This window comes from Pseudomonas gingeri (assembly GCF_013385635.1).
GTDB lineage: Bacteria > Pseudomonadota > Gammaproteobacteria > Pseudomonadales > Pseudomonadaceae > Aquipseudomonas > Aquipseudomonas gingeri_A.
Map to the genome: position 1 here is coordinate 158,579 of NZ_JACAPR010000008.1, position 15,704 is coordinate 174,282.

The window sequence follows — 15,704 nt, forward strand, 5'->3', positions numbered from 1 at the left end:
ATGCTGAAAAAAATCGCCCTCTTCACCGGCTCCGTACTGTTCGCCGCCAACCTGATGGCCGCCGACGCCACCAAGGCACCGCATGTATTGCTGGACACCACCAACGGCCAGATCGAAATCGAACTGGACCCGGTCAAGGCACCGATCAGTACCAAGAACTTTCTCGCCTACGTGGACAGCGGCTTCTATACCAACACGATCTTCCACCGGGTGATTCCGGGCTTCATGGTCCAGGGCGGCGGCTTCACCCAACAGATGCAGCAGAAAGACACCAAGGCGCCGATCACGAACGAAGCCAGCAACGGCCTGCACAACGTACGTGGCACCCTGTCGATGGCCCGGACCTCGGATCCGAACTCGGCCACCAGCCAGTTCTTCATCAACGTCGCCGACAATGCCTTCCTCGATCCGGGCCGCGACGCCGGTTATGCCGTGTTCGCCAAGGTCGTCAAAGGCATGGACGTGGTCGATATCATCGTCAATTCGCAGACCACCACCAAACAGGGCATGCAGAACGTGCCGGTGGATCCGGTGTTCATCAAGTCGGCCAAGCGCATCGACTAAAGGCAGGCGCCAGCCGCGACGTGCGGCTGGCGCTGCTTCACTTTCAAGGAGAGCCCGCCTGACGGGCATCAGACCCCATGCTCTATCGTCGTTTTGAACAACTGATCGATATCTTCCGCGACGCCCCCACCGCCGCTCCGCCAAACACGGTCCTGCCCTTCTACCTGTATTACCTGCGCCAGGTCTGGCCCAGTTTCGCCGCCCTGTTGGTGGTCGGCCTGTTCGCCGCATTGATCGAAGTGGCGCTGTTCAGCTACCTGAGCCGGATCATCGACCTGGCCCAGGGTACGCCCAATACCGATTTCTTCACGATCCATGGCGGCGAGCTGCTGTGGATGACGGTGGTCGCCCTGGTCCTGCGACCGATCTTCTTCGGCCTGCACGACCTGCTGGTACACCAGACCATCAGCCCGGGCATGACCAGCATGATCCGCTGGCAGAACCACAGCTATGTGCTCAAGCAGAGCCTGAATTTCTTCCAGAACGATTTTGCCGGACGCATCGCCCAGCGCATCATGCAGACCGGCAACTCCCTGCGCGACTCCGCCGTCCAGGCCGTCGACGCGCTCTGGCACGTGCTGATCTACGTGATCAGTTCCCTGGTGCTGTTCGTCGAGGCCGACTGGCGCCTGATGATCCCGCTGCTGGTCTGGCTCGCCGCCTACTGCGGTGCCCTGTACTACTTCGTGCCACGGGTGAAGGAACGCTCGGTGGTCTCCTCCGACGCCCGCTCCAAGCTCATGGGACGAATCGTCGACGGCTACACCAACATCACCACCCTGAAGCTGTTCGCCCATACCCATTTCGAACAGCAGTACGCCCGCGAGGCGCTGGTGGAACAGACCGAGAAAACCCAGCTGGCCTCCCGCGTGGTGACCAGCATGGACGTCGCCATCACCAGCATGAACGGCCTGCTGATCGTCAGCACCACCGGCCTGGCCCTGTGGCTGTGGACCCAGTCGCTGATCTCGGTCGGCGCCATCGCCCTGGCCACCGGCCTGGTGATCCGTATCGTCAACATGTCCGGTTGGATCATGTGGGTGGTCAACGGCATCTTCGAAAATATCGGCATGGTCCAGGACGGCCTGCAGACCATCGCCCAGCCCGTCAGCGTGACCGACCGCGAGCAGGCCCCGCGCCTGGCGGTCAGCCAGGGCGAAGTACGCTTCGAGCATGTGGACTTCCACTACGGCAAGCGCAGCGGAGTGATCGACGACCTCAACCTGACGATTCGCCCTGGCGAGAAAATCGGCCTGATCGGCCCTTCCGGCGCCGGCAAGTCGACCCTGGTCAACCTGCTGCTGCGGCTCTATGACCTGCAGGGCGGACGCATCCTGGTGGATGGCCAGGACATCGCCGAAGTCGCCCAGGAAAGCCTGCGCGAGCGCATCGGCATGATCACCCAGGACACCTCGCTGCTGCACCGCTCGATCCGCGACAACCTGCTATACGGCAAGCCCGATGCCAGCGATGCCGAACTCTGGGAGGCCGCGCGCAAGGCCAGGGCCGACGAGTTCATTCCCCTGCTGTCGGACGCCGAGGGCCGCACCGGCTTCGACGCCCATGTCGGCGAGCGCGGGGTGAAACTCTCCGGCGGCCAGCGCCAGCGCATCGCCATTGCCCGGGTACTGCTCAAGGACGCGCCGATCCTGATCATGGACGAAGCGACTTCGGCGCTGGACTCGGAAGTCGAGGCGGCGATCCAGGAAAGCCTGGAAACCCTGATGGAGGGCAAGACCGTGATCGCCATCGCCCACCGCCTCTCGACCATCGCCCGCATGGATCGCCTGGTGGTCCTGGAAAACGGCCGTATCGCCGAAACCGGCAGCCATGCCGAGCTGCTGGCCCATGGCGGTCTGTATGCGCGGCTGTGGCAACACCAGACCGGCGGCTTCGTCGGTATCGACTGATTCACGCCAGCTCTTCCCCGATGATGCCACGGCCCTTTGAAAACAAGGGCCGTGGTCGTTTCCAGGCACTGGAATTGTCGGTAGATCCTGCTGTACTCATCCCAGGTTCCGGCATGGAGCCTGTTGTCAGACTGCACGGATGCATCATCGCGTTATCGAAGCGATAGGCTGACCTATCAAGGACGGGACGCATGTCTCTGTTCAAACGTTCTATCACCGAAGGAATAGGTACTTTCTGGCTGGTTCTGGGAGGTTGCGGCAGCGCGGTACTGGCTGCGGCATTTCCCGCCGTGGGCATCGGCCTGCTCGGCGTCTCCCTGGCGTTCGGGCTGACGGTGCTGACCATGGCCTTCGCCATCGGCCATATCAGTGGCTGTCATCTGAATCCGGCGGTTTCCGTCGGGCTGGTGGTCGGCGGGCGCTTTCCGTTGCGGGAACTGCCGGCCTATGTGTTCGCCCAGGTGATCGGTGGCATCGTCGCAGCGGCGTTGCTGTACTTCATCGCCAGCGGCAAGCCCGGCTTCGAACTGGCCGGGGGCCTGGCCGCCAACGGCTACGGCGCGCACTCTCCCGGGGGGTATTCGGTCGTCGCGGGGTTTGTCTGCGAGCTGGTCATGACGGCGATGTTCTTGTTGATCATTCTCGGCGCCACCGACCCACGCGCTCCCGCCGGACTGGCGCCCATCGCCATCGGCCTGGCACTGACGCTGATCCACCTGATCTCAATCCCGGTGACCAATACGTCGGTCAACCCGGCCCGCAGCACCGGACCGGCCTTGATCGTCGGCGGTTGGGCGCTCCAGCAGTTGTGGCTGTTCTGGCTCGCACCACTGCTCGGGGCGCTGTTCGGTGGCCTGGTCTATCGCTGGCTGGGCAAGGACGATGGCTGATACGGCAACGGCGAAGGTCAGGCCTGCCGGTAAGGCAGCGCCGTCCTCGCCTCTTCGGCATAGGCCAGGATGCCGACCCGCTCGCGTGCCAGGAAATCGCTCACCGCCGCCTTGAGGCCGGGATGGCGCAGGTAATGCCAGGAGTGGGTGACCACCGGTTCGAAACCGCGAATCAGCTTGTGCTCGCCCTGGGCCCCGGCGTCGAAACGTTGCAGGCCGTGGGCGATGGCGTAGTCCATGCCCTGGTAGAAACAGGTTTCGAAATGCAGGCGATCGAACTCGGCGAGGCAGCCCCAGTAACGGCCATAGAAACTGTCGTCACCGATCAGGCTGAAGGCCATGGCCACCGGGCGTGCATCCTGGCGGGCCAGGACCACGCGGATCGCCTCGGGCATGCGCTCGGCCAGCAGGCTGAAGAATTCCCGGGTCAGGTACGGCGTCTGGCGGCGCACCGCGTAGGTGTTGGCGTAGCAGGCGTAGACGAAGTCCCACTGCGCCTCGCTCAGCTCGCGACCTTCCATCCATTCGAACTCGAAGCCCTGGGCCGCGACCTGCTCGCGCTCCTTGCGCATCTGCTTGCGCTTGCGCGAACTCAGGGCATCGAGGAAGTCCTGGAAGTCGCGGTACTCGCGGTTCTGCCAGTGGTATTGGCAACCGAAACGCTGCAGCCAGCCCGGTTGTTCCGCCAGGACGGCATCGGCCAGGCTGTCGGTGAAGTTGATATGGGCGCTGGACAGTTCCTCGATCTCCAGGTACCCCGGCAGCGCCGCCAGCAGTTCGAAACCGTCCGCGGCACTGGCCGCCAGCAGGCGTGCGCCACTGACCGGACTGAACGGCACCGCCGTCAGCAGCTTGGGATAGTAGGCGATGCCGGCGCGCTCACAGGCGTCGGCCCAACCATGGTCGAACACATACTCACCGTAGGAGTGCCACTTGCGATAACTGGGCAGCGCCGCGATCAGCCGTCCCTGTTCGACATGCAGCAGGTGCTCCGGCTGCCAGCCGGAATGTTCACCCAGGCTGCCGCTGTCCTCCAGGGCGCTGAGGAAGGCGTGGCGCAGAAAGGGTTGTCCTGCGGGTACCAGCGCATCCCAATCCTCGGGAACGATCTCGGCAAGGCTGTGCAGACGTTGTAGCGGCATCGGTATCCCCAGGCAGGTGCATAACGCCGTGGGAGTATCGCGCAAGTGCCCGGTCATGAGAACCAGCAGTCCTGTGCCGGCCCGATGTTAAAAAGTTCTTCATTGGACTTGCGGGAGCGGCGGGGGCAATCTTGCTCTCATCTTGAAGGGCGGCGACAACGGCCCGGAACGCCTCGGCGAGCGTACGATTGTCAAGGCAAAAAAAGACCCCGCCGAAGCAGGGTCAAGGAGCCGTGGAAGCTTTAACGGATGAAGAAAAAGCTTGGAATCACGAAGTCGCCCGGCCTTGGAACCAGGCGACCCTTACGCTGAAGCTTCCCGGATTACAGGAAGTTGTAGGTGTAGTTGAAGATCAGACGAGTCTGGTCTTGCGCCGCAACGTTGGTGTCGCCGCGATAGGTACCGGTACGCAGGGTGGTACCGAAGCCCTTGAGCATGCCGCTCTGGATAACGTAGTCCAGACGCAGGTCACGTTCCCACTCGGTCTGGTCCTTGCCGACACCGGTGGTGGCCTTGATGTCGGTACCGCGCAGGTAGGCGACCGATGCCTTCAGGCCAGGCACGCCGAGCTTGGCGAAGTCGTACGAGTACTGACCGAAGTTGGTCTTCTCGCCAGCACGGATGAAGCTGCCAACCACGCTGTCGGTGAACAGGTAGAAGCTGGAACCGCCGTTGCCTTCGGCACGACCGTTGCCATCGACCACGTTGCCTTCGTTGTTGAACACGAAGCCGCCGTCGTCGCTGACGCTCTGGTGACCGAGCATGAATGCGTGGCCGCCCAGGGTATAAGTGAACATGGCGGTCCAGGTCTTGTTATCGACCTCGCCCTTGTTCTTGGCATAACCACCGTTGTTGTTGAACTGGTAGCCAGCGTCGCCATTCTTGCCATCGGACCGGCTGTCGAAGTAGCGCAGGTCAGTCTTGAACGACTGGTCGTCGCCGATCGGCAGTACGTGGACCAGGCCGAGGAAGTCCTGTTTGTAGAAGTCCTGCATCTCTGCATGGTAGTACTGCACGAGCAGGTCTTTGGTAATTTTCCAATCACCACCGGCGAAGCGGAACTGGTTGCTGTCTCGAGTAGCACCGGCCACCGAAAAACCGGTGTCGTTGCTCGAGGCACGGCCATAGACGTGCTCGAGTTGACCGGCGGTCAGGGTGACGTTGTCGATTTCCTTGGAGGTGACGATGCCACCGTCGAAGGTTTGCGGCAGCAGGCGGCTGTCGTTGGAAACCAGGATCGGCAGGTTTGGCGCCAGCGCGCTACCCACGTGGGCTTCGGTCTTGGAAATGAGGAACTTGGCGTTCGCGCCTACGCGACCCCAGGTGTCCGAGGCCGAACCATCGCTGTCGCTAGGGAAGAAGGAGTTGCTGTCCGGGTGATGGCCACGGCCACCGTCCAGGTGAATACCCATCAGAGCCTGGGCGTCGAGACCGAAGCCAACGGTACCCTGGGTGAAACCCGACTTGTAGTCGAGCTTGAAGCCTTGCGCGGTTTCATCCTGGTCGTTCGCAGTGCCTTCACGGGTGTCCGCGCGATAGTAGAAAGTACGCGAGCTGATGGAAGCCTTGCTGTCTTCAAGAAAACCGGCGGCGCCAGCATGCTGCGCCAAAACCCCTACGGCCACGGCCAGGGCCAAGGTGGACTTCTTCATTGATTCGCTCCTCTAGGTTCAAAAGCTTCTGTTCTGGGCGGCATCCATTGCCATGAAACGCCTGCGCGGTCGTTGCATAGGGCCCGACCAGCTTTGTTGGGAGGGAATCTTGGCTCGGGGTTATTTCAGCGGAGTTGCTGGTAGATTAAGGTTTTATGACAGCGGAACTTTTTGAAACACATTAGAAACCGCGCAAAGCCACGGTTCCAGAGGCTTTGCGCAAAAAATAGTGGCTTTTTGAGATTATCGAAGCTCAGGGTTTTTCTGCGTTTTGCTGCTCGGCGGACAACTGTCGGGCCATGGCGTCGAGGTTTTCGACCGGTGGTTCCGGCATTTTCTTCAGCACGCCCTGCATCAACCGCATCTGGCGAATGAAACGCCGGCAGTTGGGGCAGAACATCAGGTGGTGACGCACCATCAGGCGCTCACGAAAGCTCAGTTGGCCATCGAGGTAGTCGCTGGAGCGTGCCACTTGTTCCTTGCAGGTCAGCATTCGCCGGTTTCCTCAAAATGCTCCACGGTCGCGAAGACTTTCAGTCGGGCCCTGTGCAGCAGTACCCGGACATTAGAGAGCGAGATCTCGAGAAGATTACAGATCTCCTCCAATTCCAGCCCCTGGCGCTCGCGCAGCAGCAATACGCTGCTCTGCAACTCGGAAAGACTCAACAGCGTGTGTTCCAGGCATTCACGCAGTTCGTCTTCGCTGAGCAAGGCTTCGGGGGTATCTTCATGCCAGGAGAACGGCGCCAGCGCCCAATGCCCGTCACTGGCGAAACGTTCGTCGCCAATGGTGCCATGGGGTGACGGCAGGTCGTCGAGCAGGACTTCCCGGCGATTCTGCTTGTAACGGTTCTTCGCTGCGTTCGCGGTGATGGTCAACAGCCAGGTCTTGAGACTCGAACGTCCCTGGAATCCCGCGAGATTACGCACCACCGCCAGCCAGGCGTCCTGCACGGCTTCATCGGCCTGGCGACTGCCGACAATGGCGTAGGCCACCGCGCGCATCGCACTCTGGTAGGTACTGACCAACTCCTTGTACGCCCGCTGTTCGCCTGCGAGCAGGCGCTCAAGCAGTTGAGTATCGTCCATCGCCGCCATTCACAACCTCGCGTTCGGATTTCCGGGACATCATGGAGCATCAGTTTCTGCCGCTGCTCTATACCCATGTTCAACACGAGAATAGCGATCTATCCCTGAAACGCATCGGAATATGGACATCGTCCTTCCCGCCTGGCGCGCACACGATGCCAGACGGGAAGACACCGATCAACGTTTGCGCAGGATCACGCTACCGATCGAGTAACCGGCGCCGAACGAGCTGAGCACGGCCAGGGAACCGGCCGCCAGGTCGTCCTGGTTCTTGTGGAAGGCGATCACCGAACCGGCCGAGCTGGTGTTGGCGTAGCTGTCGAGAATCACCGGTGCTTCGGTTTCCGAGGCTTCGCGGCCCAGCAGCTTCTTGACGATCAGGTGGTTCATGCTGAGGTTGGCCTGGTGCAGCCAGAAGCGTTTCACGTCGCCGACATTCAGCTGATTCTCCTGCAGGTGGGTGCCGATCAACTCGGCGACCATCGGGCAGACATCCCGGAACACCTTGCGGCCTTCCTGGACGAACAGCTTGTCCGGCGCGTCGACGCCCTCTTCCGCCGCGCGGTTGAGGAAGCCGAAGTTGTTGCGGATATTGTTGGAAAACTTGGTCAGCAGCTTGGTGCTGACAATGTCGAACTGGTACGGCGAGGTCGCCAGGTCCGCCCGCTCGATGATTACCGCCGTCGCGGCATCACCGAAAATGAAGTGGCTGTCGCGGTCGCGGAAGTTCAGGTGACCGGTGCAGATTTCCGGGTTGACCATCAGGATCGCCCGGGCCTGGCCCAACTGCACGCTGTTGGTCGCGGCCTGGATGCCGAAGGTCGCCGAGGAGCAGGCCACGTTCATGTCGAAACCGAAACCCTGGATGCCCAGGGCTTCCTGGACCTCGATCGCCACTGCCGGGTAGGCCCGTTGCAGGTTGGAACAGGCGACGATCACCCCGTCGATATCCGCGGCGGTCTTGCCGGCACGCTGCAAAGCCTGTTCGGCGGCGCCGATGGCCATCTGGCACAGGATTGACCATTCGTCGTTGCTGCGCTCGGGCAGGCGCGGCTTCATGCGCCGGGGATCGAGAATGCCGTCCTTGTCCATGACGAAGCGGCTCTTGATGCCGGAGGCTTTTTCAATGAACGCCGCGCTGGACTCGGTCAAGGCCTGAACCTCGCCCCGCTCGATGGCTGCCGCATTTTCGTCATTGAACAGCTGTACATAGGTATTGAAAGACTGCACCAGCTCTTCGTTGGAAATGCTGTTGGCCGGGGTGTACAGGCCGGTGCCGCTGATGACGACGTTATGCACGGTCGTTCCTCTATATTCTGTTCAGGCAGAAAGCATTGGCACCGTCGTACCAATACATAAAAGGGCCAGCCCCTGACAGCGGAGATGACGCCTGGCGTGTTTTTTCCCGGTCCAACCGCTGAACCGGGCATTTATAACCGCCAATTGTGCCATAAATGCTGGGATTTCGCCGCAGCGCCGAGATTAACGGCTAGCCGTCGACCTGACTCCATTGCTTGCCCAGGCGCTTGTCCGAGATCGGTACCCTGGTCCCCAACTGCTGGGCGAACAACGACACCCGGTACTCTTCCAGCCACCAGCGGTACAGCTCCAGTTGCGGATCACGCTTGCCTTCCTGGGCATGCTTGGCCGCACGGGCCTGGTACTGGCTCCACAACCCCGTCAACTCGGTACTCCAGACCCGGTCCTTCTGCACCTGGCTGCCCAGCTTCTCCAGGCGCAACTCAATGGACTTGAGGTAGCGCGGCAGTTCCTTGAGCCAGACACCCGGGGTTTCCCGGACAAATCCCGGGTAGACCAGTTGGCTCAGTTGCTGCTTGATGTCATTGAGCGCAACGGCCTGGGCCAGGTCGATCTTGCCTTTGAAACGTTTCTGCAAACCGTGCCAGAGCTTGAGGATCTCCAGGGTCAGGCGTGCCAGGCGTTCGGCATGCTCGGTCCAGCCGCCACGCTTGCGCTCGGCCAGGGACGCCAGGCCGGCACCGTCACGGGGCAACGGGTCTTCACCTTCGAGGACGCAGCTGTCGAGGCTGGCCAGCAGGATGTCTTCCACCAGCGCCTCGATGCGCCCCAGTTCGCGATACAACAGGCCCAACTCGGTCAGCCCTGGCAGCTTGCCGCGCAGGAACTTCGCCGACTCCGCCAGTTGTTGCATCAACAACCGCTGCAAGGCCCGGCGATGCTGGTACTCGGCTTCCGCCGGAGTGGAGAAGCGCCCTTCCTTGACGGTGCCGCCCTCTTCCACCAGCGCCGGGTAGACCGTCATCGACAGCCCGGCGATCTTCTGCTGGGTGGTCTCGGCAACGGCGGCGAAGACCTTGGCCTCCACCGGTTGCTGGCTCTTCGCGGTCTGCGGCACGGCCAACGCGGCCTGGCTGGCCTGGGCAAAGCGCGCCGTCAGTTCCGCCAGGTCACGGCCTTCGCCAAGGAACTTGCCTTGGGCATCGACCACTTCCAGGTTCATCTTCAGATGGTTTTCCACCTGCTGCGCCGCTTCGGCCCAGGCTTCGTCGCTGACCCGCGCCCCGGTCATGCGCAGTAATTCGCGTCCCAGTGCCTGGGGCAACGACCCCTGGGCGAACTCGATACGTTGCAGCGCTGCCTTGACGAAGTCCGGCACCGGCACGAAGTTCTTGCGCAGGGCCTTGGGCAGGTTGCGTACCAGGGCAATGCACTTGGCCTCGATCACGCCGGGTACCAGCCACTCCAGGCGTTCGGCGGGCAGCACCGGCAACAGCGGCGCTGGCACGCGCAGGGTCACGCCATCACGAGGATGGTTGGGTTCGAAGTGATAACTCAAGGCCAGGGCCAGGTCGCCCAGGTGCAGGGTGTCCGGGTAATGCGCGGCGGTGACTTCACTGGCTTCGCGGGCCAGCACGTCTTCCTCGCGCATGATCAACAACTGCGGGTCTTTCTGGCTGTGGACCCGGTACCAGCTGTCGAAGGTCGCGGTCTGGTGGATCTCCGCCGGCAGGCGCGCATCGTAGAAGGCGAACAGGGTTTCCTCGTCGGCCAGAATGTCCCGACGCCGGGCCTTGGCCTCCAGTTCGTCAAGCTGTTCGAGCAGGCGGGTATTGGCACTCAGGCAGCGCGCCTTCGACTGGATTTCACCACGTACCAGCGCCTCGCGGATAAACAGCTCGCGGGAAGCGACCGGATCGACCGGGCCGAAATGCACCGGCCGTCGTCCGACCACGATCAGGCCGAACAGGGTGATCTGCTCGAAAGCAACCACCTGGCCGCGCTTCTTCTCCCAGTGGGGTTCGAAGTGATTCTTCTTGATCAGGTGCCCGGCCAGCGGTTCGATCCAGTCCGGCTCGATCTTGGCGACCATGCGCGCATAGAGCTTGGTGGTTTCCACCAGTTCGGCCGCCATCAGCCATTGCGGACGCTTGCGGCCCAGGCCCGAGGACGGGTGGACCCAGAACCGCCGCTGGCGCGCGCCCAGGTAATCGCCGTCCTCGGTCTTCTGGCCGATCTGGCTCAGCAACCCGGACAACACGGCCTTGTGCAGCTTGGGATAATCCGCCGGTTCCTTGTTGACGCTCAGTTGCAGGTCGCGACAGATCAACCCCAACTGCCGGTGCGAATCACGCCACTCGCGCATCCGCAGGTAATTGAGGAAGTTCTTCCTGCACCAGTTGCGCAAGGCGCTGGCACCGAGGGCCTGGCGCTGTTCCTCGAAGCCGCGCCAGACATTGATCAGACCGGCGAAATCCGAATCCACGTCCTTCCACTGTGCATGGGCCTGGTCCGCGGCCTGCTGGCGCTCGGGTGGCCGCTCGCGCGGATCCTGTACCGACATGGCACTGGCGACGATCAGCACTTCCTGCAGACTGCCGAGGGTGGCCGCTTCCAGCAACATGCGCCCCATGCGCGGGTCCACCGGCAGGCGCGCCAGTTGCCGACCCAGCGGGGTCAGCTGGTTCTCGCGAGTCACCGCCGACAACTCTTGCAGCAGGTTGAAACCGTCGCTGATGGCCTTGCCATCCGGCGGCTCGATAAACGGGAACGCAGTGATCTCGCCCAGGCGCAGATGGAGCATCTGCAGGATCACCGCCGCCAGGTTGGTGCGCAGGATTTCCGGGTCGGTGAATTGCGGCCGGCCGTTGAAATCCTCTTCGCTGTACAGGCGTACGCAGATCCCTGGCTCGACCCGTCCGCAGCGGCCCTTGCGCTGGTTGGCGCTGGCCTGGGACACCGCTTCGATGGGCAGGCGCTGGACCTTGGCCCGGTAGCTGTAACGGCTGATACGGGCGGTGCCGCTGTCGATCACATAACGGATGCCCGGCACGGTCAGCGAGGTTTCCGCGACGTTGGTCGCCAGCACCACACGACGCCCCGGATGGGACTGGAAAATCCGCTGCTGCTCGGCCGGTGACAGCCGTGCATATAAAGGAAGGATTTCGGTGTGCTTGAGCTGGGCCTTGCGCAGCATGTCCGCGGCGTCGCGAATCTCCCGCTCGCCGGGCAGGAACACCAGCACATCGCCGGGACTCTTGCGTTCGCTGCGCTCGAAGGCGGCGATCTCGTCGAGGGTGGCGAGAATCGCCTGGTCGACCGTCAAGTCGTCCTCGACGCTGTTGCCCTCTTCATCCTGTTCGCAGGTCAGCGGGCGATACCAGGTTTCCACCGGGAAGGTCCGACCGGAGACCTCGACGATCGGCGCATCGTTGAAGTGCTTGGAAAAGCGCTCCAGGTCGATGGTTGCCGAGGTGATGATGACTTTCAGGTCCGGACGCCGCGGCAGCAGGGTCTTCAGGTAGCCGAGCAGGAAATCGATGTTCAGGCTGCGTTCGTGGGCTTCGTCGACGATGATCGTGTCGTAGCGTTCGAGGTAGCGGTCATTCTGGGTTTCCGCCAGCAGGATGCCGTCAGTCATCAGCTTGATCAGGGTGTTGGAGTCGCTCTGGTCCTCGAAGCGCACCTGATACCCCACCAGCGCCCCCAGCGGGGTCGCCAGTTCGTCGGCCACCCGGCTCGCCACGCTGCGGGCAGCGATCCGGCGTGGCTGGGTGTGACCGATCAGGCCATGCTGGCCGCGACCGATTTCCAGGCAGATCTTCGGCAACTGGGTGGTTTTGCCCGAGCCGGTTTCACCGGCGATGATCAGCACCTGATGCTTGAGCAGCGCCGCCTTGATCTCGTCGCGCTTGGCGGCGATGGGCAGGCTGTCGTCATAACGAATCAGCGGCACGCTCTGGCGCCGCGCCGTGACCTGGGCACAGGACGCCTGGACCTTTTCCGCCCACTGCGCCAGCTTCGCCTCATCGGGCTTATTGCGCAGCTCATGCAATTGCCGCCGCAACCGGTGGCGGTCGGCAATCATGGCGAGGTCGAGGTTTTTCAGCAGTTGCTCGATAGCGGGCGATTCGTCAGTCATCAGGTGCGCAAGGTCGTCTATTTATGCAGGGGGCGGATTGTCGCAGATTTGCCTACCGGAACACGACCTTGAAAACCAGCGGGCTGAGTCGGTCTACCCCTGTGGCGAGCGGGCTTGCCCGCGCTGGGGCGCGAAGCGGTCCTGAAATCAGCCATCGCAGTGTGTCAGGTAGAACGTGGTGATCGGCCTTAGGGCTGCTTCGCAGCCCGGCGCGGGTAAGCCTGCTCGCCACAAGTCCGGTTCCGGCGTGATCCACCCGCCACTACTCGCTGTCCAGGGTACGACGCCGATACGGGAACACATCGATGACCTTGCCGGCGCGAATCGCCTCCTGCAGCCCCTTCCAGTAATCGGCGTTGTACAACTCGCCGTGCAACTGGTCGAACAACCGGCGCTGCGCCATATCGGCAAAGAGAAACGGCGGAAACTCCTCGGGAAAGACGTCCAGCGGCCCGATGGAATACCAGGGCTCGGAGGCCATCTCGTCTTCCGGGGTGCGCGGCGCGGGGATATGACGAAAGTTGGCCTCGGTCAGGAAGCAGATCTCGTCGTAGTCATAGAACACCACACGCCCGTGACGGGTCACGCCGAAGTTCTTCAGCAGCATGTCGCCGGGAAAGATATTCGCCGCCGCCAGTTGCTTGATCGCCAGGCCATAGTCCTCCAGCGCCTCGCGCACCTGGGCTTCGTTGGCATTCTCCAGGTAGAGGTTCAGCGGGGTCATGCGCCGCTCCGTCCAGCAATGGCGGATCAGCACCGTCTCGCCTTCGACCTGGACGGTGGAAGGCGCCACTTCCAACAGTTCCTCCAGGCAGGCCGGATCGAACTTGCTCAACGGAAAACGGAAGTCGGCGAATTCCTGGGTATCGGCCATCCGCCCCACGCGGTCGACGCTTTTCACCAGGCGATACTTCTCGATCACCGTCGCCCGGTCGACGTTCTTCGACGGCGAGAAACGGTCCTTGATGATCTTGAATACCGTGTTGAACCCCGGCAGGGTGAACACGCTCATGACCATCCCGCGCACGCCCGGCGCCATGATGAACTGGTCGTCGGTATTGGCCAGGTGATTGATCAGTGCCCGATAGAACTCGGACTTGCCATGCTTGTAGAAGCCGATGGAGGTATACAGCTCGGCGATATGCTTGCCCGGCAGGATGCGCCGCAGAAAGCCGATGAACTCCGCCGGCACCGGCACATCGACCATGAAGTAGGAGCGAGTGAAGGAAAAAATGATCGAGACATCGGCTTCGTCGGTGATCAGCGCATCGATCTGGATCCCGCGACCTTCACGGTGCAACAACGGAATCACCAGCGGCCATTGTTCCTCATGGGTGTAGATCCGCCCCACCAGGTAGGCGCCCTTGTTGCGATAGAGCACCGAGGAGAACAGTTCGACACTCAGTTCAGGGTCCTTGCAGACCCAGTCCGGCAGGTTTTCGCGCAACTGCGCTTCGAGCCGGCGCAGATCGCCGGGCAGGTCGGCATAGGCCTCGCTGAAGCTGTAGTCGCTGAAGATCTGTTCGAGCATCCCCGAGAGTTCGCCCAGGGGACGATAGGTCCGGGTCTGTGCCGCCCGTGCCCGTCGCAGGGACGGTCGGGTGGTGTGGATAAACATGCAACCGTCGCTGATCAGGTCGTGGCTGAACAGCCCGCAGAAGGTCGAGTTGTACCAGGTCTCCGCCAGTTCATCGTCGAAGCGCAGGTCGATCAGGCTGATATAGGCACTTTTCACCAGAGGCCAGAGGTTGACGTCGAGCAGTGCCTCGGCGTCGAACCCGGCCCGCAGCCGCGCATTGACCTCGCCGACCTTCTCTTCGTAGAGATTGATCCGTGCCGCCGACGCCGCCTGGGCCTCCTGCCAGCGCGCCCCTTCGAAACGGGCGCGGGCACCGTCGGTGATCTGGCGAAAGTGCTCGCGGTAATTGTCGAAGCCATCAAGAATCATGCGGGCGATATCGGCGGCTGGCCATTGCTGCGGCATAGTCAAACCTCTGCGGGATTTTCGGACATTATTCTGATCGCGAGTCACTGGAGCTTAGGTGCCAGGTGTCAGGTTACGCAACCGTTGCCTTGCCGACGACATCCGGGGACACTTGCCCGCCTACCCTGCCAAGGATGCTCCCCGTGAAACCCGTCGATATCGTGCGCATGTTTAGCCTGGCCGCCGTCTGGGGCGCCAGTTTCCTGTTCATGCGCATCATTGCCCCGGTGCTCGGGGCCTTTCCCACCGCCTTCTTTCGCGTCTCCATCGCCGCCGTCGGGCTGCTGGTGATCCTGTCGCTGATGCGCGTCAGCTGGGACTTCAAGGGCAAGTTCAAGGTCTGCCTGATGCTTGGCGTGATCAACTCCGGACTGCCGGCGACGCTGTACTCGGTCGCGGCCCAGGTGCTGCCGGCCGGCTACTCGTCGATCTTCAATGCCACCACGCCGCTGATGGGCGTGCTGATCGGCGGCCTGTTCTTCCACGAAAAACTCAGTCTGAACAAGCTGCTGGGAATATTCCTCGGCCTGTTCGGCGTCGCGGTGCTGACCCGCGCCGGCCCGGTGACCTTCAACCTGGAATTGCTGATGGGCGCCGCGGCGTGCCTGCTGGCCACTACCAGCTATGGATTCGCCGGCTTCCTCACCCGCCGCTGGCTCGACCATCAGGGCGGCCTGGATCCGCGACTGTCGGCCATGGGCAGCATGTTCGGCGCGACCCTGGTGATCCTGCCGTTCTTCGCCTACAGCGCCATCGCCCACCCGCCGGCCAGTTGGGGCGGAATCAGTGTCTGGGGCTCGCTGCTGGGCCTGGGGCTGGTGTGCACGGCATTCGCCTACATCATGTATTTCAAGCTGATCAGCAGCATCGGCCCGGTCAAGTCGATGACCGTGACCTTCATGATCCCGGCGTTCGGCGTGTTGTGGGGCGCACTGTTTCTCGACGAGCCGCTGTCGATGGCCCATTTGTATGGCGGGGTACTGATTGCGGTGGCGTTGTGGCTGGTGTTGAAGCCAGCGGTGTTGGTGGTAAAGGCCGCGACAGAGGGCGACCGGTAGTTATCGGGCGGTTT

At 62.3% G+C, this 15,704-nt stretch carries 11 protein-coding genes; 4 read left to right on the plus strand and 7 right to left on the minus strand.

All coding sequences use genetic code 11. The features are described from left to right. The 3 genes from HX851_RS37055 to aqpZ all read left to right on the plus strand — a co-directional run bounded on the left by HX851_RS37055 (position 1) and on the right by aqpZ (position 3,364). Positions 1 to 564, plus strand: a complete 564-nt coding sequence (locus tag HX851_RS37055; protein WP_177060228.1) for a peptidylprolyl isomerase — start codon at positions 1 to 3, stop codon at positions 562 to 564. A gap of 77 nt (positions 565 to 641) precedes the next feature. Next, positions 642 to 2,474 (plus strand): ABC transporter ATP-binding protein, encoded by a 1,833-nt coding sequence (locus tag HX851_RS37060; RefSeq protein WP_177060226.1) that lies wholly within the window; start codon positions 642 to 644, stop codon positions 2,472 to 2,474. A 191-nt stretch (positions 2,475 to 2,665) separates the two neighbouring features. Beyond that, on the plus strand, positions 2,666 to 3,364 hold the full coding sequence (gene aqpZ, locus HX851_RS37065) for an aquaporin Z (RefSeq protein WP_177064761.1): 699 nt from the start codon (positions 2,666 to 2,668) through the stop codon (positions 3,362 to 3,364). Positions 3,365 to 3,381: 17 nt separating this feature from the next. Here the strand turns inward: aqpZ and HX851_RS37070 are convergent, their stop codons facing one another. The 7 genes from HX851_RS37070 to aceK all read right to left on the minus strand — a co-directional run bounded on the left by HX851_RS37070 (position 3,382) and on the right by aceK (position 14,632). Further along, complete coding sequence (locus HX851_RS37070) at positions 3,382 to 4,506, minus strand: GNAT family N-acetyltransferase (protein WP_177060497.1); 1,125 nt, start codon at positions 4,504 to 4,506, stop codon at positions 3,382 to 3,384. A 323-nt stretch (positions 4,507 to 4,829) separates the two neighbouring features. Next, positions 4,830 to 6,158 (minus strand): OprD family porin, encoded by a 1,329-nt coding sequence (locus tag HX851_RS37075; RefSeq protein ID WP_177060222.1) that lies wholly within the window; start codon positions 6,156 to 6,158, stop codon positions 4,830 to 4,832. Between the two features lie 253 nt (positions 6,159 to 6,411). Beyond that, positions 6,412 to 6,651 carry a zf-HC2 domain-containing protein gene (locus HX851_RS37080; RefSeq protein WP_177060220.1) on the minus strand — a complete coding sequence of 80 codons (240 nt, stop codon included), beginning with the start codon at positions 6,649 to 6,651 and terminating at the stop codon, positions 6,412 to 6,414. Continuing rightward, positions 6,645 to 7,256 (minus strand): RNA polymerase sigma factor, encoded by a 612-nt coding sequence (locus tag HX851_RS37085; RefSeq protein WP_177060216.1) that lies wholly within the window; start codon positions 7,254 to 7,256, stop codon positions 6,645 to 6,647. Before HX851_RS37085 ends, HX851_RS37080 begins: the two co-directional genes overlap by 7 nt. A 168-nt stretch (positions 7,257 to 7,424) precedes the next feature. Continuing rightward, entirely contained in the window at positions 7,425 to 8,546 is a 1,122-nt protein-coding gene (locus tag HX851_RS37090; RefSeq protein WP_177060214.1) for a beta-ketoacyl-ACP synthase III, read from the minus strand. Positions 8,547 to 8,736: 190 nt separating this feature from the next. Then, positions 8,737 to 12,648 carry an ATP-dependent RNA helicase HrpA gene (hrpA, locus tag HX851_RS37095; RefSeq protein WP_177064759.1) on the minus strand — a complete coding sequence of 1,304 codons (3,912 nt, stop codon included), beginning with the start codon at positions 12,646 to 12,648 and terminating at the stop codon, positions 8,737 to 8,739. Between the two features lie 262 nt (positions 12,649 to 12,910). Beyond that, a complete protein-coding gene (aceK, locus tag HX851_RS37100; RefSeq protein ID WP_177064757.1) occupies positions 12,911 to 14,632 on the minus strand; it encodes a bifunctional isocitrate dehydrogenase kinase/phosphatase in 1,722 nt (573 codons plus the stop codon). 143 nt (positions 14,633 to 14,775) lie between these two features. Between aceK and HX851_RS37105 the strand changes: the two genes are divergently transcribed. After that, positions 14,776 to 15,690, plus strand: coding sequence for a DMT family transporter (locus HX851_RS37105; protein WP_177060207.1), 915 nt, complete (start codon positions 14,776 to 14,778; stop codon positions 15,688 to 15,690). Positions 15,691 to 15,704: the final 14 nt, after the last annotated feature.